The following is a 23,186-nucleotide window of genomic DNA, read 5'->3' as shown; positions in this document are numbered from 1 at the left end:
AAGAAAGGAAATGAATTCTTCATTTTTAACAAAATACCTGTCAAAGTTGACGCTCACCATTAACATAATTCTGACCGTGATGACATGGTTCTATCTAATCGGAACTGACAACCCGATATGGTATTCGATAATTCAGAGTTATGTTTTCATCAGTTTCGATACGGCGAAAATCATCATCACTGTTATCTGTATTGTCTGGATAGTCAGAAGCATTACGGACTATGAACTGAAAACGGTGTTATTTACTCAGGCTGATATTCAAAAGGAAATTCTTAAAGAGTTGCGGGCATTAAGAAACAGCAAGGAAATGCATAATGCGGATACAGCGGGAGATAACTTCAGGATAGACTTTGACAAAGTAGATTACTGATAGCTATCTGATGAGTCCTCACTTCTGTGGGGATTCTTATTTTTCTGTTCTTATTATTGTCAGCTCAAGCCGCATGGCTCTCCTGCGGAGGGCTTAATATTGGGATAATATTGAAACATCAAAGACAGATGCAGATAAGTACAGAAAACCGATAATAACAATTAAACAGCAAGTCTATATAAGAGAATAACAGAATATATAAAAGAATTAACCCCGGTTGGCGATTTGGCGATGGTAGCACAGATATTTAAATCTGTAAAACGGTTATATTTATTTTTTTATTTACCCACCCTATCGGGTGATTCCGGCGCAGTCCTGACCCTGAGTGCGCTCCCTGTAATGCACCATGCGCAACGCCAGAGTCAGTGGCAATGCAAAGCCATGACTAAGGCCAAAATCACCCCAAAACCGCATACAGGCAGTCAGCGGTCACGATGTAAGCAAAATACCAAACACTGTATAAATAAACAGCCCTACAATTGTCAGGCATATGCGCCCTCTCACACTGGCAACCCCCTGTTCCGCCCTGTTTATTGCATCTGTACAGCCATCTGAGCGCATCCGGCTGCAACCTGACGCATTTGCATGTGCCGTATTAATGATGCCACACAGATCGCCTGACGGTTTGTACTATCATCTGTCACAATTCATTGTTTGAAAAATTTTATATTTTATTTTTTGAAGTGATTACATAAATATAATCCATCTCTCCGGCATGAGTGCCTGGCTGAAGGTGAATCGAAAAAGAAGGACCCGCCCCGATTCTTTTTACTCCTTTCCCTTTCAGTTAAATCACGCAGGAGAAATATCATGCCCCGCTACAAAAAAGGCATCCGTAATAATTGCTTTCATCAAAATTATACTCATGACGTATTGTTCCCCGGCGCAACATTCAGAACCCGACATAATGGAGAATGCGCCATTCTTGGCCGCTCTGATGATAAATCAAGGCGAGGCTATTATGTCGTGGAATTCAAAGACAGTGGCATCATCAAGGAAGCCTATGGCTCGCATATTAAAACTGGTTCTGTATCAGACGAAGCTTTTCCATCATCGGAGGAAGAACGACGAAAGTTACTGATGACACCAAAATATTACGGCGTCGGATATATTGGTAATGGATGTCATTCAACTATTGAAAACACCCGAACACACCAAAGAACGAGAGCATTCATGCTCTGGCATAACATGCTGGCAAGGTGCTACATGACAACCAAAGGGAAGCAGTATTTTAAAGGCTACAAAGGTGTCACTGTATGCGAGCGATGGCATAACTTTCAGAACTTCTGCAATGACCTTCCAAAATTGCATGGCTACAACAAATGGAAGGATAATCCGGGAGAGTATGAGCTCGATAAGGATTACTCACATCGCCGGATTTATTCTGCTGACACGGTGGCATTTATCAGCACAGAAGAAAATGCCAGGGAAGCTGGATTACGACGCGTTGCCATGAAGATTCCTTCCGGGCATTATCATGAAATAAATAAAATTCGAGATGAGATATTAATGGAGGCTGAAGATGAATTAAAAAACAATCAAATTCATTATGAAGTTGTTCTTGACGGGAATATGAAAGTAATCCTGTGTGAAACTCCTTATGGCACAGTGTTGTTCTGGCCTCTCACAAAAAAGATTCAGCGTAATTGCTACATGATTGATGGTGATGTACAGGTTTATGTTTATTACCTGCGCTGGCTCATACTTCAGTGGGAAAACAGAAATCCCGACATAAACTGTGTTGCTACAACCTGTTAATGATGCTATAAAATAGTCATAAAATAACCGGCATTTCACAATGCTATCTATTAATAAGAAGAAACGAACATTCAGGATGTATCTGTAATTCCGCTGTTGCAGTGATTTTCTATGCCAGAAAACAAGTGACAACGTCTGGCAGCTCATTGCAGAAGGCTAAATGCCAGCACTTCGTGCAGTCATTTAACATGTTCAACACATTATGCGCACTTAAGTTGTGGTAGCTAAATTGAGATATACATCACGGGGCTGCGACCCACTCGGTCAAATAGACATGTCCGCGCTACAGTCTCACCACAGCGATCACTGCTTTCAAAGGATGAGACTCATGACGGCATACGGAACTGAGTTTTTCTCAATGACCGATGTTAATCGACTCAGGATCTTGCAGGACGTGTTTGGTTCCAAGGCTTCGCGCCCCCAACGTTAAACAGTCAAGGATCGACGCGCTTGTACTGGTGAGCTCATTCAGCAACATTGTGCGTCCATCCGTTGAACTCACAGCGAAAAGCAACCCTGGCAACTTTAGCGAGATTTGGATATTTTTACTTAACTCTTCTGACAAAGGTTATGGCAATGGTCTTAATCAGGACTCCTGAATTAAAAGATATACCATCTCTACAAAAGCTCTTTCTGCAATTGGGTTATCAGACAGATGTAGAACGCTTAGAAAATCATATTAACCAGAAGCATCCCAGTCTTAGCATTTTGGTTGCTGAAACAGAAAAGGAACTCTGCGGGGTTATTGTGATGAATTTTATCACCCCTGTACATGAAAACGGCTTGTGGGCATTAATTTCTGCTCTGGTCATAGATGAATCGTCGCGAGGTACAGGGATCGGACAAAAGCTTCTCATTGCCTCTGAAAAAATCGCACTGGATCAGGGATGTTCTCAGATTGAACTTTCAAGCAGTGAACGTCGAGTCAGAGCACACAAGTTTTATGAAAGCAACGGTTACCTGGAAGTGAGGAAGCGTTTTGTTAAGCATCTCGCAGACATGCCCATTGTTAAATAACTCTCCCGCGAGGTTTGCAATGTCTGATCCTGATTCCGTGCGCAAGCTGATTATTATGACCACTTCGTAAGTTGTGCCACCTGGTGTATATCACCTGACTTGATGTACACCAGGTATTCTACAGCAGTAAATCCAGTTCTTCAGGGTCAAGCCCCCTTCCCCATAATTGTATTTCTTTTCAATTTAATTGCATTCCTCAGTTCGAGGTTGAATTTAGCCTCGTCAATAAGTTTGTCCTTAAGCTCCTGTGCAATTCGCTTTAATTCCGTAAACGCAAGCGGCTTTTGCCCATGTAAGAATTGAACACCAGAACGTTCATAATACTTATCAATATGTTTTAACCTGTATTTTGCTAATTTCCTTATTTCACCTATAGAGCCCTGTTGTCCATTGTCTATTAGTCGGTTGATTGTATACTCAACAAACTCTTTTTTATCTTTTCCGAAATAACTCAAGACCAACGGAAGTAAAAAGCTTTGCATACAGATATCATATGAGAAAACCATAGAAAAATCGGCACCTAAAAGATCACAAGCCCCATCGAAATCATTATATAAAAAGATATAACGGTAAAAATCTTTAAACCTGCTAATTATACTTGCGTCAGTAACTTTGTTTGCGCCAATATAGCAGCCATAAGGACTTCCTTTTGCAAACTCTATATTTTCTGTTGATTTGAAACTGTCACATCCCGCGACAATGGCTAGTAGGTTATTCATGGTATGTTTGTTTATCATTAAAAATAAATCATTCATCTCCCCCCAGGAGATATACTTTTTAATTCCAGGGAAAAACATCCCTTCCTCAGGAGAACCATGACACTCAAAATGCACTATAGGAATTAACCCTTTTTTTATGACTCCTTTTTCCAGTTCTTTAAAGAAAGAATTCAGCATGGGGATATTATGTATCTTAACAAAAACAATAGGAATTGGCACTTTCAGACTTGATATGGATTTAAATAGTTTTGAGGCGGTATTACTTTTAAGCGTTATATCATCTGGTTTATTATTGATTTTGATGTCACTCGGGGAATCAAGATCTTCATCACCTAAAACATCAATGATGTATAAAATGTTGAATGCAAATTTTCTCGTCATATTTTATATCTCTATATCCGATAGAGTTAGTGTCCAAAATGCCATGATTTTTGCACAAAAAACTCCTTCAAACCTGGCTCTTGCCCTAAGGATATCAAAAAAAAGTCACTGTGGAATTATTCCCTTCATGGATATTTAGCTGGCAAGTATTAAAATTAGATATTGAATATTCTGTATGTTAATAGATTCATATAAAATCAATGAAGAACTTAATATATGGATTTTATTTATTTGTAATTAAAATTTACGCCTGGCTACATTTGAGTTAATCACGTAGGCCACGTACAAAGCGCGTGTTCAATGGATTGATGACGTGAGGCGAATCCATCAGTTTTATCTACACTTGGGATAATGCGCTGACGGGAGTAAAAAAATGGCTGACTGGAACCCCTCTTTATATCTGCACTTCAACGCCGAACGGTCACGACCGGCGGTAGAACTGCTTGCCAGAGTCCCTCTGGAAAACGCCAGGGAAATAGCTGATCTTGGCTGTGGCCCAGGCAATAGCACCGCCCTGCTACATCAACGTTGGCCAACGGCTAAAATTACCGGCATTGATTCGTCTCCGGCGATGATTGCCGAAGCGCGCGCAATTTTATCAGAATGTCAGTTTGTGGAAGCAGACATCCGCAATTGGCAACCGAGCCATGCACTCGATCTGATTTTCGCCAATGCCTCGCTGCAATGGCTGCCCGAACACTATGAGCTGTTTCCGCATCTGGTATCGTTACTCAATCCGCATGGCGTGTTGGCGGTGCAAATGCCGGACAACTGGCTGGAGCCGACGCATGTGTTAATGCGCGAAGTCGCCTGGGAGCAGCATTATCCGGATCGTGGACGTGAACCGCTGGCAGGCGTTCATGCTTACTACGATATTCTGAGCGAAGCCGGATGTGAGGTTGATATCTGGCGAACCACCTACTATCACCAGATGCCGTCGCACCAGGCGATTATTGACTGGGTGACAGCCACCGGATTACGCCCATGGTTGCAGGATCTGACGGAGAGTGAGCAGCAGCATTTTCTTACGCGCTACCATCAGATGCTGGAAGAACAGTATCCACTGCAGGAGAACGGGCAGATACTGTTGGCATTTCCGCGTCTGTTTATTGTTGCCCGGCGCACGGAGTAATTATTACGTCAGCTGGTAATGGCGATCGGGAAGAATCTTCGGCGGAATTTCTGTTTCGTCGTTCATCTGTAACAGGTCAATTTCAATAGCGTTGCAGATGGCATCCAACGGTAAATCATTGTTTTCAGTACCGAACGGATCTTCCAGCTCTTCCGCCAGACAATCCAGCGAAATAAAGGTGTAGGAAATTAGCACAGAGATAAAAGGCGTCATGTAATGCAGATCCACCACAAGGGCGAATGGTAGCATGATGCAAAAAAGATAAACGGTGCGATGCAAAATCAGGGTGTAAGCAAAGGGAATTGGTGTATATGCAATACGCTCGCACCCTGCCAGTACCGCAGAAATATCATTAAGACGATCGTTCAGACTAATAAACAGAATGTCAGAAAGTAGCCCGTTCCGCCGCTGAACGGCTAACCACTCACCCATTATCAATAAAATACGGTTAGCTGGAGAGTTGGAAGCCAGTACTCGCTGAAGATCTCCAGTATTAAGATAATGTGCCAGCACTTCCGCCTGTGGCTGTTTGCGTAATGTCATGCGTAAACAGTGGGCGAAGGCGATTTGTAGCCGGGCAAACTCCTTTACACTTGCCGAATCAGGCAATGTCGTTTTTACCTCACGCAGTAACGACCGTGAGGCAATCATCAACTGCCCCCAAAGTTTGCGCGCTTCAACATAACGGGCGTACCCCGCGTTATTACGAAACCCCAGAAAGATGGCGATAGCAACCCCGAGAATGCTGAACGGCGCGAGGGTAAATTTGATGCCCAAATGCGTATACCAGGGCAGCATGAAAATAACCGTGATAGAAAAGAGAAAGTTTAGTAGCAAGCGCGATGATATTTTGGATAATACTGAACCGTGCCAGACAAAAATACGGCGCAGCCAGTGTTGTTGTGGGCGAACAATCATGATTATCTTCAGGCGTGGAAAAGTCGCCCTATTAAACGTGATTGTGATCACATTCTCAAGTTCCTAATTACAAATTACCTACAAGACTACAACATTCACAGGTGCTACATTTAGCACCTGTTTATATTAAAGCATATAGGATGTTGTAACTAATATGGAATGCTAAGAAACCCGGTCGAAACCGGGTTCAGTGATTGTGCCGTTAATTGTCTGATGCGCTACGCTTATCAGGGCTACAACTAACTGAAACCATATAGTTAGTTGGTAAAATCATGCTGGATGCGGTGTATAGGCCTTATCCAGCATACAAAATAATGCAAGGATCAGCACAACGGACGTACAGCTTCGCGCATCCCTTTTTCCAGAATCGCTTCCAGGTCATTAGCAACCTGCTCGACCAGGCCAGGCACTTGCGTCAGATCCTGCTCCCAGTGATCTTTTTCTGCCAACACAATCGCAACCAGTTCCTGGGTGCCGATAACACGGTCACGATGCTGGCTCCAGAGTTGTTGATAACGTTCCAGCCAGTGCGCATCGTCCTGTACCGGATATGTTTCTCCATTACGCTCACCGCGATAGAACGCAATCAATGCCGCTAATGCGAAAGTGAGGCGCGCCGGAAGTGTGCCGTTTGCCTTCTGCCCTGCCAGCAACTGCGGCAGGATGCGGGTGCGGAACTTGGTCATACCGTTGAGCGCGATAGACAGCAGCTGATGCTTAATGTACGGGTTACGGAAACGCCCGGTGACGGCACTGGCGAAAGATTCCAGTTCATCACGTGGCAGATCCAGCACCGGAATAATCTCTTCGTAAATCGCTTTTTCAACGAATGCGCAAATTTCAGCATCGTTCATCGCTTCGCCGACGGTATCCAGCCCTGCCTGGAACGCCACCGGCACCAGCGCGGTATGTGCACCGTTAAGGATTGCAACTTTGCGCTCTTTATACGGTTTAATATCGTCAACAATCAGCACGTTAAGCGGATATTTATCCAGACGCAGTTCAGTCGCTAAGGATTTCGGCCCCTGAATCACAAACAGGTAAAAGTGTTCAGCGGTGTCGAGGAAACCATCGTGATAGCCGAGTTCAGCTTCCAGTTTAGCCACTTCATCACGCGGATAACCGGTAACGATGCGGTCCACCAGCGTAGAACAGAAACTGTTAGCCTGATCCAGCCATTGAATAAATGCTTCTGGCAGTGCCCATTCTTGTGCGTAGCGCAGCACCAGTTCACGCAACGCGTCGCCGTTGTAGTCGATCAGCTCGCACGGAATGATGATCCAACCTTTATCCAGCGCACCGTTGAAATGGCTGAAACGTTCGAACAGCAGACGCGTCAGTTTGGCCGGATAGCTTACCGCTGGCGCATCATCAAATTTGTCGCCCGCATGATAGCTAATACCCGCTTCTGTGGTGTTGGAAAAGACGAAGCGCATTTCCGGATTATGCGCAAGTTTCAGGAATTCATCGTAGTCACCGTAGACGCTGATTTCACGGTTTACAGAACGAATCAGACGCGCATCGCTGACCGCTTCTCCCTTCTCATTCAGGCCACGAATAATGGTAGTATACAGACCATCCTGCGTGCTCAGTGACGGCGGGAATGAAGTTTCAATCGGACGAACAACGACCACGCCAGAATTCAGGTCGGTGTGTTCATTCAGGAGATCAATTTGCCAGTCAACAAAGGCGCGCAGAAAGTTACCTTCACCAAACTGAATGATTCGTTCTGGATACTGTGCACCGGGAAAATCGCGACGATTTAGTGTTTTCACAATGGGTTCCCTTTTGATTAGTCATACAACCTGTTTAAATTGGTACGACAGGTTAGCAAACTTTAATACACTGAACCCCTGTTTTGATCAACTCGTGATGATTAATTAGCAGGTTTAAGATAAAAATGTGGCGCGGATCATGGTTCCATCGAGGATTCTCCTCTTTCTCCAGTCAACAGAGTGGTAGAACACATTACGCTAAAACCGTGACAAAATAACAAAGCTGTCAGACAACTTCCTCACCATAACACATGGTACTGGTGCGGTTACGCCCGTCTTTCTTCGACCGATAGAGACACGTATCAGCTTCAACCATCAATTTATTGAAGTCATCGGTTAGTGTGCAATATGAAGCATCCCCACTACCGACGCCGATGCTAACCGTCAGATAAAGCGTCTTTTGTTGCCAGTTGAACGGTTGCAGTTCCACGCCTTTACGAATTTTCTCCGCCATCAGCAGACCATCAACGGGATTCATTGAAGGCACGGCTACGGCAAACTCTTCGCCTCCCATTCTTGCCACCAGCCCCTTATCGCCGACAATTTTCTGAATATGCTGGGCAAACACGCTTAACACTTTATCGCCACACTCATGACCATAGTTATCGTTAATGCTTTTGAAATAGTCGATATCAAGCAGCATGACGGTCAGATGTTGTGTCTGTTGCAGCGATGGACTTTTCAGCGCCTCATACAGACCGGATCGTGAGTAAACCTGAGTCAGAAAATCAAAATCGGCTCGCAGCGCAACTTGCTTCATTAGCGAATTAATCGCTGCCACGCTAAAGGAAACCATAATTGGGCAAATCGCCATCGTCGCTATGCCGAGACGTGCGGAGAACATTTGCGGAATAGAGAACGGCGAACCGACGGCGATATCAATTACCGAATTTGCCACCAGTACGATCTCCACTGCTCCGGTGATAAAAGTCAGCAGACACGTCACCTGTGGCGTATAACGCACCGCACACCAGATTAATGCGGGCAGCGGGAACGCCAGACTCCCCGCTCCGCCAATGGCGACCGAGGCAATAACCGACACAATAAGCGCAATGACTGGCATCATCTGCTCTGCTTTAAAGCGCGGCCATACCCCAGGAATTGCCAGCGTCAGCATACAAGGAACAATCAACACGCCTGTTGAGAATTGTTCACTAAACCAGTCAGCAAGCAAAGGCCAGAAATCCAGACTATCAATACTGACCGAACCAATCGCCCCGACGATGGCACATAATAAAGCGGCAATCAGACAATAATTAAATAACCGTAATGCGCTTACTGGCTCGTACTTATTTTTCCCCAGACGCTTATCCCGCATAACCAGTAGGGCAACAGTTACGATAAACATCATATTGGATAAATTGATAACCAGTGAAACCAGCCCCCATTCGGTGGTCATGGCATCATAAACCAGCATTGCCACGTAACAGATGGCATAGTAATGCAGACGATTAAGCCAGACGTAGCGGGCAAATACCCCTGCCATCACGCCATTCAGTGGCCAGAAAAGAGAAAGTTCGTGAACCAGGCGTAGCTCTGCACCTATAAAATAGAACAGCGTCGTTAGCGCAAAAATTGCAATGCTATTACGTAGTAGATGACCTTCCTGGAACAAACGGAAAGTGGATATGGGGTGTACATGCATTAATTATCTGTCCATACAATTGCGAGTGGCAATTATCTCAACGCAATAAGTAAATTCTCATAAAGGATAGCATGTTCGCTGACAGCGGCGACAAAGAAAGATATCAATCAGATGATCTTTTGGCTTTTACCACCATTCTTATGGCTGATTCATCTGAATAACCAGCCAGTGATAGATAACCGTCACAATATAACGTTGTTGTTCCTCACTTAACGAAACACCCTGCGGAATGTTATGCCACTTAGCCAGACAGCCACGGCAACAGGTCGCGGTAGCGTGCTGAGCGATAAACACCGGATGCCCGCGCATGGGGGTTTGCTTACCGTCGTTCGCCGGTAATGCCGGAGCAAGACGCTTAGCGACAAAATCTGCCGCATGTTGTTCAATAACCGGCGCGCCCTTCTCCAGACAATACTGACGCTCCTTGACGCCCAGACGAAAGCGAGAGCGAAATTTTGAGCGGGATAAACGCGCGAAGAGTGGATCAAGTGACTGCATTAATAAACCGAGCGTCCTAATTGTTTCGTCAATTGTTCAAGTACTGCGATACCGGCAAGCGAGTTACCTGCATCATCCAGTTCCGGGCTCCATACCGCAATAGCCATTTCATGCGGGACGATCGCAACAATACCGCCGCCAACGCCAGATTTCGCCGGAAGCCCTACCCGCCAGGCAAACTCCCCCGCGTTCTGGTACATTCCGCTCGTTGCCATCAGCGCGTTAATTTGCCGTGCCTGCATTGGCGTCACTACGGGCTCATCGATATGAATAGCCTTTCCCTGATTCGCCAGAAAGACAAACGTCCGCGCCAGCTCAACGCAGCTCATTTTCAGTGCACAGTAATGAAAGTAGTTTTGCAGAACGGTTGTCACATCATGATGGAAATTGCCAAACGACTTCATCAGCCAGGCGATCGCCGCATTTCTTGCGGAATGCTCAAACTCGGAGCGGGCAACCACCGTATCGTAGGCAATATCAGACACGCCGCTTAAGCCACGCACGACTTCCAGCATACGTTGCCGTGGTGCGCTTAATCGCCCTTGCAGCATATCGCAGACCACCAGCGCACCGGCATTAATAAACGGATTACGCGGAATGCCCTGCTCCATTTCCAGTTGCACTAAGGAATTGAACGGAGATCCCGACGGATCTTTGCCGACGCGTTGCCAGATTTCCTCTTCGGAGTAATGACGCATGGCGACAACGAGACTCAGCACTTTGGAAATAGACTGAATGGAAAAACGTTCTTGCGCGTCTCCGGCCTGGAAAAGCTGCCCATCAACGGTACAGATAGCAATCCCCAGACGGGAACCATCAACGGTTGCCAGTGCCGGAATATAATCAGCGACTTTACCCTGACCGATCAGCGGTCGCACTTGCCGCAAAATGGTCTCTAAAATTGCATTATCCATGGCGACAGCCACTCTCTGCTCCTTGCTCGCAGGTCTGAAAAGACCTGCGAGTATAACAGAGCTAAATATGTGACGTCAGATCCGGTCTTTCCACACCGTCTGGATATTACAGAACTCATGTAAGCCGAAATGAGAAAGTTCACGCCCAAAACCGCTCTTCTTCACACCGCCAAAAGCAACCCGTGCGTCGCTGGCACAGAAACCGTTGATAAACACGCCGCCGCATTCCAGACGTGCCGCCATCTGTCTGGCTTGTGTTTCGTCAGTAGTAAAAATCGTCGCAGAAAGGCCGAACTCACTGTCATTAGCCAGTTCCAGCGCATGTTCTGCATCTCTCGCTACGGTGATTGCCGCAACGGGGCCAAACATTTCTTCCCGAAACGCGGTCATTTCTGGGGTGACATTTGCCAGAACCGTTGGCGGATAGTAGTTACCTGCCCCAGCCATCTTTTCCCCACCCAGTAACAGACGTGCGCCCTGCGCCAGGGTTTTTTCCACCTGATGATGCAACTCATCACGCAAGTCAAAACGTGCCATCGGACCAAGATCGTTCTCTTCGTCACGGGGATCGCCCATTTTCAACGCTGCCGCAGCCGCTACAAAACGTTCGGTAAATGCCGAAGCAATCCCCTCTTCGATGATAAAGCGTTTTGCCGCCGCGCAAACCTGTCCGGTATTCTGGTAACGCCCGGCTACCGCCGCTTTCACCGCCAGTTCCAGATCGGCATCGTTAAGCACAATAAACGGATCTGAACCGCCCAGCTCCAGTACGCATTTTTTCAGTGCCGCACCAGCCTGTGCACCAATAGCCGCCCCTGCACGGACACTTCCGGTTACGGTGACCGCCGCAATACGTGAATCTTTAATCATCTGACTGACACCATCGTTGTCAGCATTCAGCCAGCCATATACGCCTTGTGGGATACCCGCATCTTTAAACACCTGGGCAATGAGCTGAGCACAGCCCATCACATTCGGCGCGTGCTTAAGTAAGTAACCGTTACCTGCAAGAATGATGGGAACAGCGCCACGCATCACCTGCCATAAAGGAAAGTTCCACGGCATAACCGCCAGAATCGTCCCCATCGGTCGATACTCAATAACCGCCTGCTGATTCTCAACCAGCGTTGGTTCCGCTTTCAGCATTGCCGGGCCATGCTCTGCATACCAGTCACACAAATTCGCCGATTTCGCCACTTCGGCACGCGCCTGTCTGATGGGTTTACCCATTTCACGGGTGATCATTTGCGCCATCTCTTCGCTGCGAGTGCGCAGAGCTTTACCGATATCACGCAGTTTTTCCGCCCGGTAATCTACACTTGTCTCGCGCCAGCCGCGAAAACCTTCCACTGCAAGCTGAAGAGCGTTTTCAATATCGTCAGCGCCAGCACAGGGCATTGAAGAAAGTTGTTCACCATTGGCTGGATTTATCGAAATGGCATGGGTCGCCGGAGTGATGGTCATTGGGGTATCTCCTTTATGAGTTATGGCTTGAAGATACGTAGATTTACTCTTGTTTAAAAATGAATAATATTAAGCCACTTATTCACAAATCGAGAATACTATGGATCTGACTCAACTGGAGATGTTCAACGCAGTTGCCGAGGCTGGCAGCATTACCCAGGCTGCGGCTAAAGTACATCGTGTGCCGTCAAACCTCACGACTCGTATACGTCAACTGGAAACAGAGCTCGGTGTTGAGCTGTTTATCCGCGAAAATCAGCGTTTACGTCTCTCTCCCGCCGGGCATAACTTTTTACGCTACAGCCAACAAATTCTCGCGCTGGTGGATGAGGCGCGAAATGTCGTGGCTGGCGATGAGCCGCAAGGTCTGTTTTCTCTCGGATCGCTGGAAAGCACCGCCGCAGTGCGTATTCCGGCAACGCTGGCAGAATTTAACCGCCGTTACCCCAAAATTCAGTTTTCACTTTCCACCGGCCCTTCTGGCACGATGCTGGACGGCGTACTGGAAGGAAAACTGAATGCGGCATTTATTGATGGGCCGATTAACCATACCGCCATCGACGGGATACCGGTGTATCGCGAAGAGCTGATGATCGTCACGCCACAAGGACATGCGCCAGTAACCCGCGCCAGTCAGGTTAATGGTTACAACATCTATGCCTTTCGCGCCAATTGTTCTTATCGCCGTCATTTTGAGAGCTGGTTTCATGCTGACGGCGCAGCTCCGGGGACTATTCATGAGATGGAATCGTATCACGGGATGTTGGCCTGTGTGGTCGCGGGTGCGGGCATTGCGCTTATCCCACGATCTATGCTGGAAAGTATGCCCGGGCATCATCAGGTTGAAGCGTGGCCGTTGGCTGAGAAATGGCGCTGGTTAACGACCTGGCTGGTCTGGCGTCGCGGGGCGAAAACGCGTCCGCTTGAGGCGTTTATTGAACTGCTGGATGTACCAGACTAAATGTTGTACCTGCTACTCACGCTGCCGTTGATACAGAATGAATCGGCGAAACGCGACATAGATCACAAAACCGTTGTATTCAGATCATTAACCGTTTTAAGATCATTTCATTACCTTTTCGCAACTCATCCGATAATCGGTTATGACAACAAATATTGTTTCCCGCAAAGTGGCGTGGCTACGGGTCGTTACGCTGGCAGTTGCCGCCTTCATCTTCAATACCACCGAATTTGTGCCTGTAGGTTTGCTTTCTGATATTGCGCAAAGCTTTCATATGCAAACCGCACAAGTCGGTATCATGTTGACCATTTATGCGTGGGTGGTGGCTCTAATGTCACTGCCTTTTATGCTAATGACCAGCCAGGTTGAACGCCGCAAATTACTGATCTGTCTGTTTGTGGTGTTTATCGCCAGCCACATACTGTCGTTTTTATCGTGGAGCTTTACCGTTCTGGTGATCAGTCGTATTGGTGTGGCTTTCGCCCATGCTATTTTCTGGTCGATTACGGCGTCTCTGGCAATCCGTATGGCGCCAGCCGGGAAGCGAGCGCAGGCATTGAGTTTAATTGCCACCGGCACAGCACTGGCGATGGTATTAGGTTTACCTCTCGGGCGCATTGTGGGGCAGTATTTCGGCTGGCGAATGACCTTCTTCGCAATTGGTATCGGGGCGCTTATCACCCTTTTGTGCCTGATCAAATTACTTCCATTACTGCCCAGTGAGCACTCTGGTTCGTTAAAAAGTCTTCCGCTGCTGTTTCGTCGCCCGGCATTGATGAGCATTTATTTGCTGACGGTGGTCGTGGTCACCGCCCATTATACGGCATACAGCTATATTGAACCTTTTGTGCAAAACGTTGCGGGGTTCAGCGCCAACTTTGCCACAGCATTGCTGTTGATGCTCGGTGGTGCAGGCATCATTGGTAGCGTGATTTTCGGTAAGCTGGGTAATCAGTACGCATCTGTGCTGGTCAGTGCGGCGATTGCGCTATTGCTGGTGTGCCTGGCGCTACTGTTACCTTCGGCAAGTAGTGAGATACACCTCGGCGTGCTGAGCATTTTCTGGGGGATTGCGATGATGATCATCGGGCTTGGGATGCAGGTTAAAGTACTGGCGCTGGCACCGGATGCCACCGACGTTGCGATGGCGCTCTTTTCCGGGATATTTAATATTGGCATTGGCGCCGGAGCACTGGTGGGTAATCAGGTAAGTCTGCACTGGTCGATGTCGATGATTGGTTATGTGGGCGCAGTTCCGGCACTCGCCGCGTTGATATGGTCAATTATCATATTCCGCCGCTGGCCTGTGACACTCGAAGAACAAACTCGGTAGTTTAAAGACCCGAACAGGCCGCTTTGTTCGGGTCGGTAAATACAAAAGCACTCAAACTCAATACATTGCAGAGATTACGTAGGCCTGATAAGCGTAGCGCATCAGGCAATGTTGCGTTTGTCATCTGTCTCAGACCCATTCGGGTCTTTTTTAATGGTAAGTTTTAATAATTTCCAGGATGCCGTTAATAATAAACTGCACGCCCATACAAACCAGCAAGAAGCCCATCAGGCGGGAGATTGCTTCAATTCCCCCTTTCCCCACCAGCCGCATAATGGCACCAGAGCTACGCAGGCTTCCCCATAAAATGACCGCCACCAGGAAAAAGATCAGCGGCGGCGCAACCATCAGAACCCAGTCCGCGAAGGTTGAACTCTGACGCACCGTTGACGCCGAGCTAATGATCATCGCAATGGTTCCCGGTCCGGCGGTACTTGGCATTGCCAGTGGCACAAAAGCAATATTGGCGCTGGGTTCATCTTCCAGCTCTTCTGATTTGCTTTTTGCTTCCGGTGAATCCGTTGCCTTTTGCTGAGGAAAGAGCATACGGAAACCGATAAACGCGACGATTAAACCACCTGCAATACGTAGACCGGGAATCGAAATTCCGAACGTGTCCATCACCAGTTGCCCGGCGTAATACGCCACCATCATGATGGCAAATACGTATACTGAGGCCATCAACGACTGGCGATTACGTTCGGCGCTGTTCATGTTGCCCGCCAGGCCAAGAAATAACGCGACTGTCGTTAATGGGTTGGCTAACGGCAGCAACACCACCAGCCCCAGACTAATTGCTTTAAACAAATCTAACATTGGTGGTTGTTGTCCTGTGTGTCTGAGTAATCAGCGAAAAGTATAAAGGGAAAACAAAGAGAAAGTTTCACTCTTTAACTAATCTTGCATAGCACTGACCAAAACTTGAACCGATTTAGCAAAACGTGGCATCAGACAATTCATTCATTTGACATATACTTGCCTGGGCAATATTATCCCCTGGCAACTAATTACTTGCCAGGGCAACCATTGTGAAAAGTACCAGCGACCTGTTCAATGAAATCATCCCCTTGGGTCGCTTAATCTATATGGTTAATCAGAAGAAAGACCGTCTGCTTAACGATTATCTGTCTCCGCTGGATATCACTGCGGCACAGTTTAAGGTGCTCTGCTCTATCCGCTGCGCGGCGTGCATTACACCGGTCGAACTGAAAAAAGTGTTGTCGGTCGACCTGGGAGCACTGACCCGTATGCTGGATCGCCTGGTCTGTAAAGGCTGGGTAGAACGGTTGCCGAACCCGAATGACAAGCGCGGCGTGCTGGTAAAGCTAACCACCAGCGGCGCAGCGATATGTGAACAATGCCATCAATTAGTTGGCCAGGACCTGCATCAAGAATTAACAAAAAACCTGACGGCGGACGAAGTGGCAACGCTTGAGCATTTGCTTAAGAAAGTCCTGCCGTAAACAAAAAAAGAGGTATGACGATGTCCAGACGCAACACTGACGCTATTACCATTCATAGCATTTTGGACTGGATCGAGGACAACCTGGAATCGCCACTGTCACTGGAGAAAGTGTCAGAGCGTTCGGGTTACTCTAAATGGCACCTGCAACGGATGTTTAAAAAAGAAACCGGTCATTCATTAGGCCAATATATCCGCAGCCGTAAGATGACAGAAATCGCGCAAAAGCTGAAAGAAAGCAACGAGCCGATACTCTATCTGGCAGAACGTTATGGTTTCGAGTCCCAGCAAACGCTGACCCGAACCTTCAAAAACTACTTTGATGTCCCGCCGCATAAATACCGGATGGCTAATATTCAGGGCGAATCGCGCTTTTTACATCCATTAAATCATTACAATAGCTAGTTGAAACGTGACAACGTCACTGAGGCAATCATGAAACCACTTTTATCCGCAATGATAATCGCGCTTATTGTCTTTTCTGCGCAAGGCTTTGCGGAACAAACCATGCAGCCGACGGTTATTCCCTGTGGTGATGAAGTGATTGTTCCCCCATCGCAGGAACAACCACCATTCGATTTAAATCACATGGGTACAGGCAGTGATAAGTCGGATGCGCTGGGCGTGCCCTATTATAATCAACACGCCATGTAGTTAATTCTGGCCCCGACATCTCGGGGCTTATTAACTTCTCACCTTCACCGCTTTACGCCACCGCAAACCAAACACATTGATATACAGCCCGCCCATTATCAGCACCGCACCGAAGAATTGCAGACCCGTTAATCGTTCATCTAACAATAACGCCGCACTTGCCAGACCGACCACCGGGACAAGTAACGATAACGGTGCCACGCGCCAGGTTTCATAACGCCCAAGCAGCGTACCCCAGATCCCATAGCCGACAATTGTCGCCACAAACGCCAGGTACATCAGAGACAAAATGGTGGTTACGTCGATAGTGACCAGGCTGTGAATCATTGTTGCGGAACCATCGAGAATGAGCGAGGCAACAAAAAACGGGAGAATCGGGATCAATGCGCTCCACACTACCAGCGACATCACTGCCGGGCGCGATGAGTGCGACATGATCTTTTTATTGAAGATGTTGCCACACGCCCAGCTAAATGCTGCCGCCAGGGTCAGCATAAAACCGAGCATCGCCACATGTTGACCGTTCAGGCTATCTTCAATCAACACCAGCACGCCAAATATCGCTAAGGCGATCCCCGCCAGTTGCTTGCCATGTAGTCGTTCACCGAAAGTAAACGCGCCGAGGACAATCGTAAAAAACGCCTGAGCCTGTAAAACCAGCGAAGCAAGACCTGCAGGCATACCGAAGTTAATGGCACAGAACAGAAAGGCAAACTGCGCAAAACTGATGGTTAAACCATACCCCAGCAGCAAATTCAGCGGTACTTTCGGTCGTGCTACAAAAAAGATTGCCGGGAAGGCTACCAGCATAAAGCGCAAACCGGCCAACATCAGCGGTGGCATATTATGAAGCCCCACTTTGATGACCACAAAATTAAGCCCCCACACAACCACTACCAGTAGCGCCAACACCCCATCTTTTCGCGACATTCTACCGCCCCTGAATTTTCATCTTTTGTAAGCAATCAACTTAGCGGAATTTACTTTTCTTTAACAGTTGATTCGTTAGTCACCGTTTACGACGGCATTAATGCGCAAATAAGTCGCTATACTTCGGATTTTTGCCATGCTATTTCTTTACATCTCTAAAACAAAACATAACGAAACGCACTGCCGGACAGCCAAATGAACTTATCTCTGCGACGCTCTACCAGCGCCCTTCTTGCCTCGTCGTTGTTATTAACCATCGGACGCGGCGCGACGCTGCCGTTTATGACCATTTATTTGAGTCGCCAGTACGGTCTGGGTGTCGATTTGATTGGTTATGCGATGACAATTGCGCTCACTATCGGCGTCGTTTTCAGCCTCGGGTTTGGCATTCTGGCGGATAAGTTCGACAAGAAACGTTATATGTTACTGGCAATTACCGCCTTCGCCAGCGGTTTTATCGCCATTCCCCTGGTGGACAACGTGACGCTGGTGGTGCTGTTCTTCGCGCTCATCAACTGTGCGTATTCCGTTTTTGCTACCGTGTTGAAAGCCTGGTTTGCCAATAATCTTTCCTCCGCCAGTAAAACGAAGATCTTCTCGATCAACTACACCATGCTCAACATAGGCTGGACTATCGGCCCACCGCTCGGCACGCTGTTGGTGATGCAAAGTATCAATCTGCCCTTTTGGCTGGCAGCCATCTGTTCTGCGTTTCCTGTGCTTTTCATTCAAATTTGGGTGAAACGCAGCGAGAAAATCATCGCCACAGAGACAGGCAGCGTCTGGTCACCAAAGGTTTTGTTACAGGATAAAGCTCTGCTGTGGTTCACCTGCTCAGCCTTTCTGGCCTCTTTCGTGAGCGGAGCGTTTGCCTCGTGCATTTCACAATACGTGATGGTGATTGCTGATGGTGATTTTGCCGAAAAGGTGGTCGCGGTTGTTCTTCCGGTTAATGCTGCGATGGTAGTTACGTTGCAATATTCCGTGGGTCGACGCATTAATCCGACCAACATCCGCGCGCTAATGACGGTCGGCACTCTCTGTTTTGTCGTCGGTCTGGTCGGATTTATCTTATCGGGCAACAGCCTGCTACTTTGGGGAATTTCAGCCGCCGTGTTTACTCTTGGCGAAATCATTTATGCCCCTGGCGAATATATGTTGATTGACCATATTGCACCATCAGGGATGAAAGCCAGCTATTTTTCCGCCCAGTCTTTAGGCTGGCTTGGTGCAGCGATTAACCCATTAGTGAGTGGCGTAGTGCTCACCAGCCTGCCGCCGTCCTCGCTGTTTGTCATCTTAGCGTTGGCGATCATTGCTGCGTGGGTGCTGATGTTAAAAGGCATTCACGCAAGACCCTGGGGACAGCCGGTTCTTTGTTGACTCACTGCCGTGCCTTAACGGCACGGCTTGACTCATTATTTTCCTGTTGCAAAGGCGTAGCCTTCATCTTCCCAGCCGGTTACCCCGCCGATCATGATTTTAACTGGCCTTCCTAACCGAGCCAGTTTGAGTGCCGCACGGTCTGCGCCGTTACAATGTGGCCCCGCGCAATACACCACAAACAGAGTATCTTCCGACCATTGAGCCATTCTATCTTCGGTCATTTGCTTATGGGGCAGATGAATCGCGCCGGGGACATGCCGACGGGCGAAATCCTCTTCACGCCCGACCACATGCAGCAAAACGAAATCATCGCCAATGTAGGCCAGCGAGTCATGAACATCGGCGCAATCCGTTTCGACACTCAAACGCGCGAGAAAATGAGCTTCGGCAGCTTCTGGCATCGCTGCGGTAAATTCAGTGACATAACGCATATTGCTTTTTCCTTTTGGGTTGTTGTGTTAACAATAATGTAACCAATCAACCTTTCACTGACCGCCTTCCGATATGCCAGAAAAAAGCAAAATGATGACAACAGTACAACGACCGCTAGTCGCTGTGCTGGCCTATGACGGGCTTTGTACTTTTGAATTCGGTGTAGCCGTTGAAATCTTCGGTCTGCCACGCCCGGAACTCGGCGATAACTGGTATCGGTTTGCTGTTGCGGCGGTAGAACCCGGCGCGCTGCAAGCTACTGGCGGGATCCACGTAGTTGCGGATGGCGGGCTGGAGCTACTGACTGAAGCCGATATGATTATTATTCCAGGCTGGCGCGGTATAGATGCAACAGTACCAGAAGTACTATGTCAGGCGTTGCGCGAAGCACATCAACGCGGTAGTCGTCTGGTATCGATATGCTCGGGCGTATTTGTCCTTGCCGCCGCAGGCCTTCTTCACCAGCGAAAAGCGACCACCCACTGGCGCTACACTGAACAACTCCAGCATCGTTACCCTTCAATTCACGTAAGTGACAATGTGTTATATCAGGATGAAGGACAAGTGATGACATCCGCCGGAAGCGCAGCAGGGATCGATCTGTGCTTACATATCGTGCGCAAAGATTATGGTCACGAAATTGCTAATAATGTCGCCCGGCGGCTGGTCATTCAGCCACATCGCCACGGTGAGCAACCACAAAACCTGACACGCCCGATGGCTGCGCCGCGTGAAAGCCATACGTTAGGCGCATTATTCAACTTTTTACAGCAAAATCTGGCACAAACGCATACCGTTGCCTCTCTCGCCGGACGAGTGAATATGAGTCAACGTACTTTTTTAAGACGTTTTGTCGCCTTAACGGGTATGACACCCGCCCGCTGGCTTCTCAATGAGCGATTAATGCGAGTGGAGGATTATCTGCAAAATTCGTCGTTTAGCATCGATAAAATTGCCGAGCTGACGGGGTTTGGTAATTCATCTTTACTGCGTCATCATTTTCACCAGCGTTTTTTATTATCCCCTTCACAATATCGGAAAAACAGCCGCTCCTCATCACATTAACCCTCTAATTCAGCCTTCGTTTAGGTTACCTCTGCTAATATCTTTCTCATTGAGATGAAAATTAAGGTAAGAGAGGAAACACACCACACCATAAACGGAGGCAAATAATGCTGGGTAATATGAATGTTTTTATAGCTGTGCTGGGAATAATTTTATTTTCTGGCTTTCTGGCCGCGTATTTCAGCCACAAATGGGATGACTAATGAACGGAGATAATCCCTCACCTAACCGGCCCCTTGTTACAATTGTGTACAAGGGGCCTGATTTTTCTGACGGCGAAAAAAAACCGCCAGTAAACCGGCGGTGAATGCTTGCATGGATAGATTTGTGTTTTTACTTTTGCGCTAACAGGCGTTTCTCTGCACTGGTAACGGATCATTGACACAGTAGCATTATTTTTCTCAATGAATGTTAAACGGCGCTTAAACTCGAGTAATCACGTTTTGTTCGTCAATAAACATGCAGCGATTTCTTCCGGTTTGCTTACCCTCATACATTGCCCGGTCTGCTCTTCCGATGACCACATCCAGCGGTTCTTCAGGAAACGCACGGCTCACACCTGCGGTCACGGTTATGTTGATATGCCCTTCAGAATGTGCGATTGCATGGTTATCGACTAACTGGCAAATGCGTACTCCGGCACGACAGGCATCTTCATCATTAGCAGCTTTGACAATGATAATAAATTCTTCGCCGCCATAGCGATAAACCGTTTCATAATCACGTGTCCAGGTAGCTAAGTAAGTTGCCAGGGTGCGTAATACCACATCACCGATTAAATGCCCGTAGGTATCATTAACCAATTTAAATCGGTCTATATCCAGCAGCATTAAATAGAGATTCAGTGGTTCAGCATTACGTAATTGATGATCAAAAGATTCATCAAGAACCCGACGACCAGGTAATCCAGTCAGAACATCCATATTGCTACGAATCGTCAGTAAATAAATTTTGTAATCGGTTAATGCTGCCGTAAAAGAAAGTAACCCTTCCTGAAATTCATCAAAATGAGCGTCCTGCCAGCGATTTTCGACAATAGCCAACATTAATTCCCGACCACAGTTATGCATATGTTGATGGGCAGAATCCATTAGCCGAACGTAAGGTAATTCATCGTTATCGAGTGGCCCCAGATGATCAATCCAGCGACCGAACTGGCACAGTCCATAAGAATGGTTATCCGTAATTTCTGGCTTACTGGCATCTCTCGCTACCACGCTGTGAAACATACTCACCAGCCATTGGTAATGGGCGTCGATAGCCTTATTGAGATTTAACAAGATGGCATCGATTTCCGTTGTCTTCTTGATCATTGCCACTCCTTTTTCACAGTTCCTTGTGCGCGGTATTCTACCGAGAGAAAAGAAAAATTACGTCAATATTTTAATAGAAATCCTAATCTGGGACGACGTTAAAGATAACGTTGTGATTTAAAACAAAATAAGCAGATAAAAAAGTGTTTAATTCTGTAAATTATCTCTTCTTTGCGCCATAAAACAGAGGCAAATAACATAAACAGCAAAGCCTGATGCCCCAATTGATTGGGCCATCAGACGCATTTATTTTTGTGACTATTTCTGCAGATGTGTGACCCGAACCACGGCTGGGGTGCTTTTCTTATCCAGACTCCCGCTAATGTTGATCATCTGGTCAGGCTGAACTTGTCGTCCATCAAAAACGGCAGCAGGAATAACAACATTAATTTCACCACTCTTATCGCGAAAAACGTAACGATTTTCACCCTTGTGGGAAATCAAATTACCACGTAATGAAACTGAGGCACCATCATGCATAGTTTTCGCAAAATCAACGGTCATTTTTTTTGCATCATCAGTTCCGCGATAGCCGTCTTCTATTGCATGTGGCGGTGGTGGCGCAGCATCCTGTTTTAAGCCGCCCTGGTCATCCGCTAACGCATAAGGCATGACAAGAAAACCTGCTAATACAATGGCCTGAAATTTCATACTAACTCCTTAATTGCGTTTGGTTTGACTTATTAAGTCTGGTTGCTATTTTTATAATTGACAAATAAGAATCATACTGATTGTTATAAAACAATTAAAATCAGTCAGCTAGAAACAAAATCTTCAGCAAATTTAACTCAAAAAGACAATAAAAAGATTAAAGAAAGCTGTGTTTTAATCTTAAATATATTTTCAGAATAATCGGCTTTATAAATTTGATTTTTATTATAGTGATAGAACATACAAAAAAGGCAAATCACCTTTGCAGCTAATAGCGTGGACAAACAACGATGAACATTAATAGCAATAAAATTGCACAACTTGCAGATAGCGATACCATTGAAAACCTGACATCCGCGTTGAGCCAAAGACTTATCGCTGATCAATTACGCTTAACTACCGCCGAAT

At 47.0% G+C, this 23,186-nt stretch carries 25 protein-coding genes and 1 pseudogene; 14 read left to right on the top strand and 12 right to left on the bottom strand.

What is annotated here, in order from left to right; all coding sequences use genetic code 11:
* Positions 1–10: 10 nt before the first annotated feature.
* From A7589_RS02285 to A7589_RS02270, 3 genes are all read left to right on the top strand, one after another.
* Entirely contained in the window at positions 11–370 is a 360-nt protein-coding gene (locus A7589_RS02285) for a hypothetical protein (RefSeq protein ID WP_063078926.1), read from the top strand.
* Positions 371–1,180: 810 nt separating this feature from the next.
* Entirely contained in the window at positions 1,181–2,128 is a 948-nt protein-coding gene (locus A7589_RS02280; protein WP_072663708.1) for a hypothetical protein, read from the top strand.
* 576 nt (positions 2,129–2,704) lie between these two features.
* A complete protein-coding gene (locus tag A7589_RS02270) occupies positions 2,705–3,145 on the top strand; it encodes a GNAT family N-acetyltransferase (protein ID WP_105282835.1) in 441 nt (146 codons plus the stop codon).
* 146 nt (positions 3,146–3,291) lie between these two features.
* Here A7589_RS02270 and A7589_RS02265 read toward each other — a convergent pair whose 3' ends face one another.
* Positions 3,292–4,245: a hypothetical protein gene (locus A7589_RS02265; RefSeq protein WP_000197007.1), complete on the bottom strand. Its 954-nt coding sequence runs from the start codon at positions 4,243–4,245 to the stop codon at positions 3,292–3,294.
* A gap of 373 nt (positions 4,246–4,618) precedes the next feature.
* Here A7589_RS02265 and tam point away from each other — a divergent pair, with 373 nt between their 5' ends.
* Positions 4,619–5,377: a trans-aconitate 2-methyltransferase gene (gene tam, locus A7589_RS02260; protein WP_000796276.1), complete on the top strand. Its 759-nt coding sequence runs from the start codon at positions 4,619–4,621 to the stop codon at positions 5,375–5,377.
* A 3-nt stretch (positions 5,378–5,380) separates the two neighbouring features.
* Here the strand turns inward: tam and A7589_RS02255 are convergent, their stop codons facing one another.
* The 6 genes from A7589_RS02255 to sad all read right to left on the bottom strand — a co-directional run bounded on the left by A7589_RS02255 (position 5,381) and on the right by sad (position 12,591).
* Positions 5,381–6,295 carry a bestrophin family protein gene (locus tag A7589_RS02255; protein WP_010356749.1) on the bottom strand — a complete coding sequence of 305 codons (915 nt, stop codon included), beginning with the start codon at positions 6,293–6,295 and terminating at the stop codon, positions 5,381–5,383.
* A gap of 323 nt (positions 6,296–6,618) precedes the next feature.
* Positions 6,619–8,070 carry a tagaturonate reductase gene (uxaB, locus tag A7589_RS02250; RefSeq protein WP_000854607.1) on the bottom strand — a complete coding sequence of 484 codons (1,452 nt, stop codon included), beginning with the start codon at positions 8,068–8,070 and terminating at the stop codon, positions 6,619–6,621.
* A gap of 226 nt (positions 8,071–8,296) precedes the next feature.
* Positions 8,297–9,715 (bottom strand): GGDEF domain-containing protein, encoded by a 1,419-nt coding sequence (locus A7589_RS02245; protein WP_000558027.1) that lies wholly within the window; start codon positions 9,713–9,715, stop codon positions 8,297–8,299.
* Positions 9,716–9,853: 138 nt separating this feature from the next.
* Complete coding sequence (locus A7589_RS02235) at positions 9,854–10,213, bottom strand: DUF4186 domain-containing protein (RefSeq protein WP_001191034.1); 360 nt, start codon at positions 10,211–10,213, stop codon at positions 9,854–9,856.
* Positions 10,213–11,139 (bottom strand): glutaminase B, encoded by a 927-nt coding sequence (glsB, locus tag A7589_RS02230; RefSeq protein WP_000257426.1) that lies wholly within the window; start codon positions 11,137–11,139, stop codon positions 10,213–10,215. The genes A7589_RS02235 and glsB overlap by 1 nt, the downstream gene beginning before the upstream one ends.
* Positions 11,140–11,202: 63 nt before the next feature.
* Entirely contained in the window at positions 11,203–12,591 is a 1,389-nt protein-coding gene (sad, locus tag A7589_RS02225) for a succinate-semialdehyde dehydrogenase (protein WP_000156608.1), read from the bottom strand.
* Between the two features lie 100 nt (positions 12,592–12,691).
* Between sad and ptrR the strand changes: the two genes are divergently transcribed.
* Both ptrR and ydeA read left to right on the top strand, forming a co-directional pair.
* Positions 12,692–13,552, top strand: coding sequence for a putrescine utilization regulator PtrR (gene ptrR, locus A7589_RS02220; protein WP_000366485.1), 861 nt, complete (start codon positions 12,692–12,694; stop codon positions 13,550–13,552).
* Between the two features lie 142 nt (positions 13,553–13,694).
* Positions 13,695–14,885 (top strand): L-arabinose MFS transporter, encoded by a 1,191-nt coding sequence (gene ydeA / locus A7589_RS02215; protein WP_000210463.1) that lies wholly within the window; start codon positions 13,695–13,697, stop codon positions 14,883–14,885.
* 150 nt (positions 14,886–15,035) lie between these two features.
* Here ydeA and marC read toward each other — a convergent pair whose 3' ends face one another.
* On the bottom strand, positions 15,036–15,701 hold the full coding sequence (marC, locus tag A7589_RS02210; protein WP_000885044.1) for an NAAT family transporter MarC: 666 nt from the start codon (positions 15,699–15,701) through the stop codon (positions 15,036–15,038).
* A 212-nt stretch (positions 15,702–15,913) separates the two neighbouring features.
* On the opposite strand from marC, the gene marR reads away from it, so the two are divergent.
* Genes marR through marB form a run of 3 tightly spaced genes read left to right on the top strand, consistent with a single transcriptional unit; the run spans position 15,914 to position 17,001 of the window.
* Positions 15,914–16,348 (top strand): multiple antibiotic resistance transcriptional regulator MarR, encoded by a 435-nt coding sequence (marR, locus tag A7589_RS02205; protein ID WP_000843430.1) that lies wholly within the window; start codon positions 15,914–15,916, stop codon positions 16,346–16,348.
* A 20-nt stretch (positions 16,349–16,368) separates the two neighbouring features.
* A complete protein-coding gene (gene marA, locus A7589_RS02200) occupies positions 16,369–16,752 on the top strand; it encodes an MDR efflux pump AcrAB transcriptional activator MarA (RefSeq protein WP_000091195.1) in 384 nt (127 codons plus the stop codon).
* A 30-nt stretch (positions 16,753–16,782) separates the two neighbouring features.
* On the top strand, positions 16,783–17,001 hold the full coding sequence (gene marB, locus A7589_RS02195; protein WP_108188699.1) for a multiple antibiotic resistance protein MarB: 219 nt from the start codon (positions 16,783–16,785) through the stop codon (positions 16,999–17,001).
* A gap of 30 nt (positions 17,002–17,031) precedes the next feature.
* Here marB and eamA read toward each other — a convergent pair whose 3' ends face one another.
* Entirely contained in the window at positions 17,032–17,931 is a 900-nt protein-coding gene (eamA, locus tag A7589_RS02190; protein ID WP_000087209.1) for an O-acetylserine/cysteine exporter, read from the bottom strand.
* 195 nt (positions 17,932–18,126) lie between these two features.
* Between eamA and ydeE the strand changes: the two genes are divergently transcribed.
* On the top strand, positions 18,127–19,314 hold the full coding sequence (gene ydeE / locus A7589_RS02185) for an efflux MFS transporter YdeE (RefSeq protein WP_105282838.1): 1,188 nt from the start codon (positions 18,127–18,129) through the stop codon (positions 19,312–19,314).
* A gap of 35 nt (positions 19,315–19,349) precedes the next feature.
* Here the strand turns inward: ydeE and A7589_RS02180 are convergent, their stop codons facing one another.
* On the bottom strand, positions 19,350–19,748 hold the full coding sequence (locus tag A7589_RS02180) for a rhodanese-like domain-containing protein (protein WP_108188698.1): 399 nt from the start codon (positions 19,746–19,748) through the stop codon (positions 19,350–19,352).
* A gap of 94 nt (positions 19,749–19,842) precedes the next feature.
* On the opposite strand from A7589_RS02180, the gene ftrA reads away from it, so the two are divergent.
* The 3 genes from ftrA (at position 19,843) to mgtT (ending at position 21,121) form a co-directional block, all read left to right on the top strand.
* Positions 19,843–20,814, top strand: a complete 972-nt coding sequence (gene ftrA / locus A7589_RS02175) for a transcriptional regulator FtrA (RefSeq protein WP_133174878.1) — start codon at positions 19,843–19,845, stop codon at positions 20,812–20,814.
* Positions 20,815–20,921: 107 nt separating this feature from the next.
* Positions 20,922–21,017 carry a protein MgtS gene (mgtS, locus tag A7589_RS02170; RefSeq protein WP_000901364.1) on the top strand — a complete coding sequence of 32 codons (96 nt, stop codon included), beginning with the start codon at positions 20,922–20,924 and terminating at the stop codon, positions 21,015–21,017.
* On the top strand, positions 21,017–21,121 hold the full coding sequence (gene mgtT, locus A7589_RS23150; protein WP_214678006.1) for a protein MgtT: 105 nt from the start codon (positions 21,017–21,019) through the stop codon (positions 21,119–21,121). The genes mgtS and mgtT overlap by 1 nt, the downstream gene beginning before the upstream one ends.
* A gap of 115 nt (positions 21,122–21,236) precedes the next feature.
* Here mgtT and dgcZ read toward each other — a convergent pair whose 3' ends face one another.
* Positions 21,237–22,127, bottom strand: coding sequence for a diguanylate cyclase DgcZ (gene dgcZ / locus A7589_RS02165; protein ID WP_016158250.1), 891 nt, complete (start codon positions 22,125–22,127; stop codon positions 21,237–21,239).
* Between the two features lie 258 nt (positions 22,128–22,385).
* Positions 22,386–22,778, bottom strand: coding sequence for a YdeI family stress tolerance OB fold protein (ydeI, locus tag A7589_RS02160; RefSeq protein ID WP_105282730.1), 393 nt, complete (start codon positions 22,776–22,778; stop codon positions 22,386–22,388).
* A gap of 290 nt (positions 22,779–23,068) precedes the next feature.
* Here ydeI and A7589_RS23145 point away from each other — a divergent pair.
* A pseudogene (locus A7589_RS23145) lies at positions 23,069–23,186 on the top strand (2-oxo-tetronate isomerase); the annotation flags it as partial.

The organism is Escherichia sp. MOD1-EC6475 (assembly GCF_003046645.1).
Classification (GTDB): Bacteria; Pseudomonadota; Gammaproteobacteria; order Enterobacterales; family Enterobacteriaceae; genus Escherichia; species Escherichia ruysiae.
The sequence above is the reverse complement of the archived record's forward strand: the minus strand, read 5'-3'. Positions and strand labels throughout refer to the sequence as shown.

Excerpts from the sequence above, each read along its gene's own strand:
- A7589_RS02285 (WP_063078926.1), top strand. The coding sequence starts at position 11 with ATGAATTCTTCATTTTTAACAAAATACCTGTCAAAGTTGACGCTCACC.
- A7589_RS02280 (WP_072663708.1), top strand. The coding sequence starts at position 1,181 with ATGCCCCGCTACAAAAAAGGCATCCGTAATAATTGCTTTCATCAAAAT.
- A7589_RS02270 (WP_105282835.1), top strand. The coding sequence starts at position 2,705 with ATGGTCTTAATCAGGACTCCTGAATTAAAAGATATACCATCTCTACAA.
- A7589_RS02265 (WP_000197007.1), bottom strand. The coding sequence starts at position 4,245 with ATGACGAGAAAATTTGCATTCAACATTTTATACATCATTGATGTTTTA.
- tam (WP_000796276.1), top strand. The coding sequence starts at position 4,619 with ATGGCTGACTGGAACCCCTCTTTATATCTGCACTTCAACGCCGAACGG.
- A7589_RS02255 (WP_010356749.1), bottom strand. The coding sequence starts at position 6,295 with ATGATTGTTCGCCCACAACAACACTGGCTGCGCCGTATTTTTGTCTGG.
- A7589_RS02245 (WP_000558027.1), bottom strand. The coding sequence starts at position 9,715 with ATGCATGTACACCCCATATCCACTTTCCGTTTGTTCCAGGAAGGTCAT.
- A7589_RS02235 (WP_001191034.1), bottom strand. The coding sequence starts at position 10,213 with ATGCAGTCACTTGATCCACTCTTCGCGCGTTTATCCCGCTCAAAATTT.
- sad (WP_000156608.1), bottom strand. The coding sequence starts at position 12,591 with ATGACCATCACTCCGGCGACCCATGCCATTTCGATAAATCCAGCCAAT.
- ptrR (WP_000366485.1), top strand. The coding sequence starts at position 12,692 with ATGGATCTGACTCAACTGGAGATGTTCAACGCAGTTGCCGAGGCTGGC.
- ydeA (WP_000210463.1), top strand. The coding sequence starts at position 13,695 with ATGACAACAAATATTGTTTCCCGCAAAGTGGCGTGGCTACGGGTCGTT.
- marC (WP_000885044.1), bottom strand. The coding sequence starts at position 15,701 with ATGTTAGATTTGTTTAAAGCAATTAGTCTGGGGCTGGTGGTGTTGCTG.
- marA (WP_000091195.1), top strand. The coding sequence starts at position 16,369 with ATGTCCAGACGCAACACTGACGCTATTACCATTCATAGCATTTTGGAC.
- marB (WP_108188699.1), top strand. The coding sequence starts at position 16,783 with ATGAAACCACTTTTATCCGCAATGATAATCGCGCTTATTGTCTTTTCT.
- eamA (WP_000087209.1), bottom strand. The coding sequence starts at position 17,931 with ATGTCGCGAAAAGATGGGGTGTTGGCGCTACTGGTAGTGGTTGTGTGG.
- ydeE (WP_105282838.1), top strand. The coding sequence starts at position 18,127 with ATGAACTTATCTCTGCGACGCTCTACCAGCGCCCTTCTTGCCTCGTCG.
- A7589_RS02180 (WP_108188698.1), bottom strand. The coding sequence starts at position 19,748 with ATGCGTTATGTCACTGAATTTACCGCAGCGATGCCAGAAGCTGCCGAA.
- ftrA (WP_133174878.1), top strand. The coding sequence starts at position 19,843 with ATGACAACAGTACAACGACCGCTAGTCGCTGTGCTGGCCTATGACGGG.
- mgtS (WP_000901364.1), top strand. The coding sequence starts at position 20,922 with ATGCTGGGTAATATGAATGTTTTTATAGCTGTGCTGGGAATAATTTTA.
- mgtT (WP_214678006.1), top strand. The coding sequence starts at position 21,017 with ATGAACGGAGATAATCCCTCACCTAACCGGCCCCTTGTTACAATTGTG.
- dgcZ (WP_016158250.1), bottom strand. The coding sequence starts at position 22,127 with ATGATCAAGAAGACAACGGAAATCGATGCCATCTTGTTAAATCTCAAT.
- ydeI (WP_105282730.1), bottom strand. The coding sequence starts at position 22,778 with ATGAAATTTCAGGCCATTGTATTAGCAGGTTTTCTTGTCATGCCTTAT.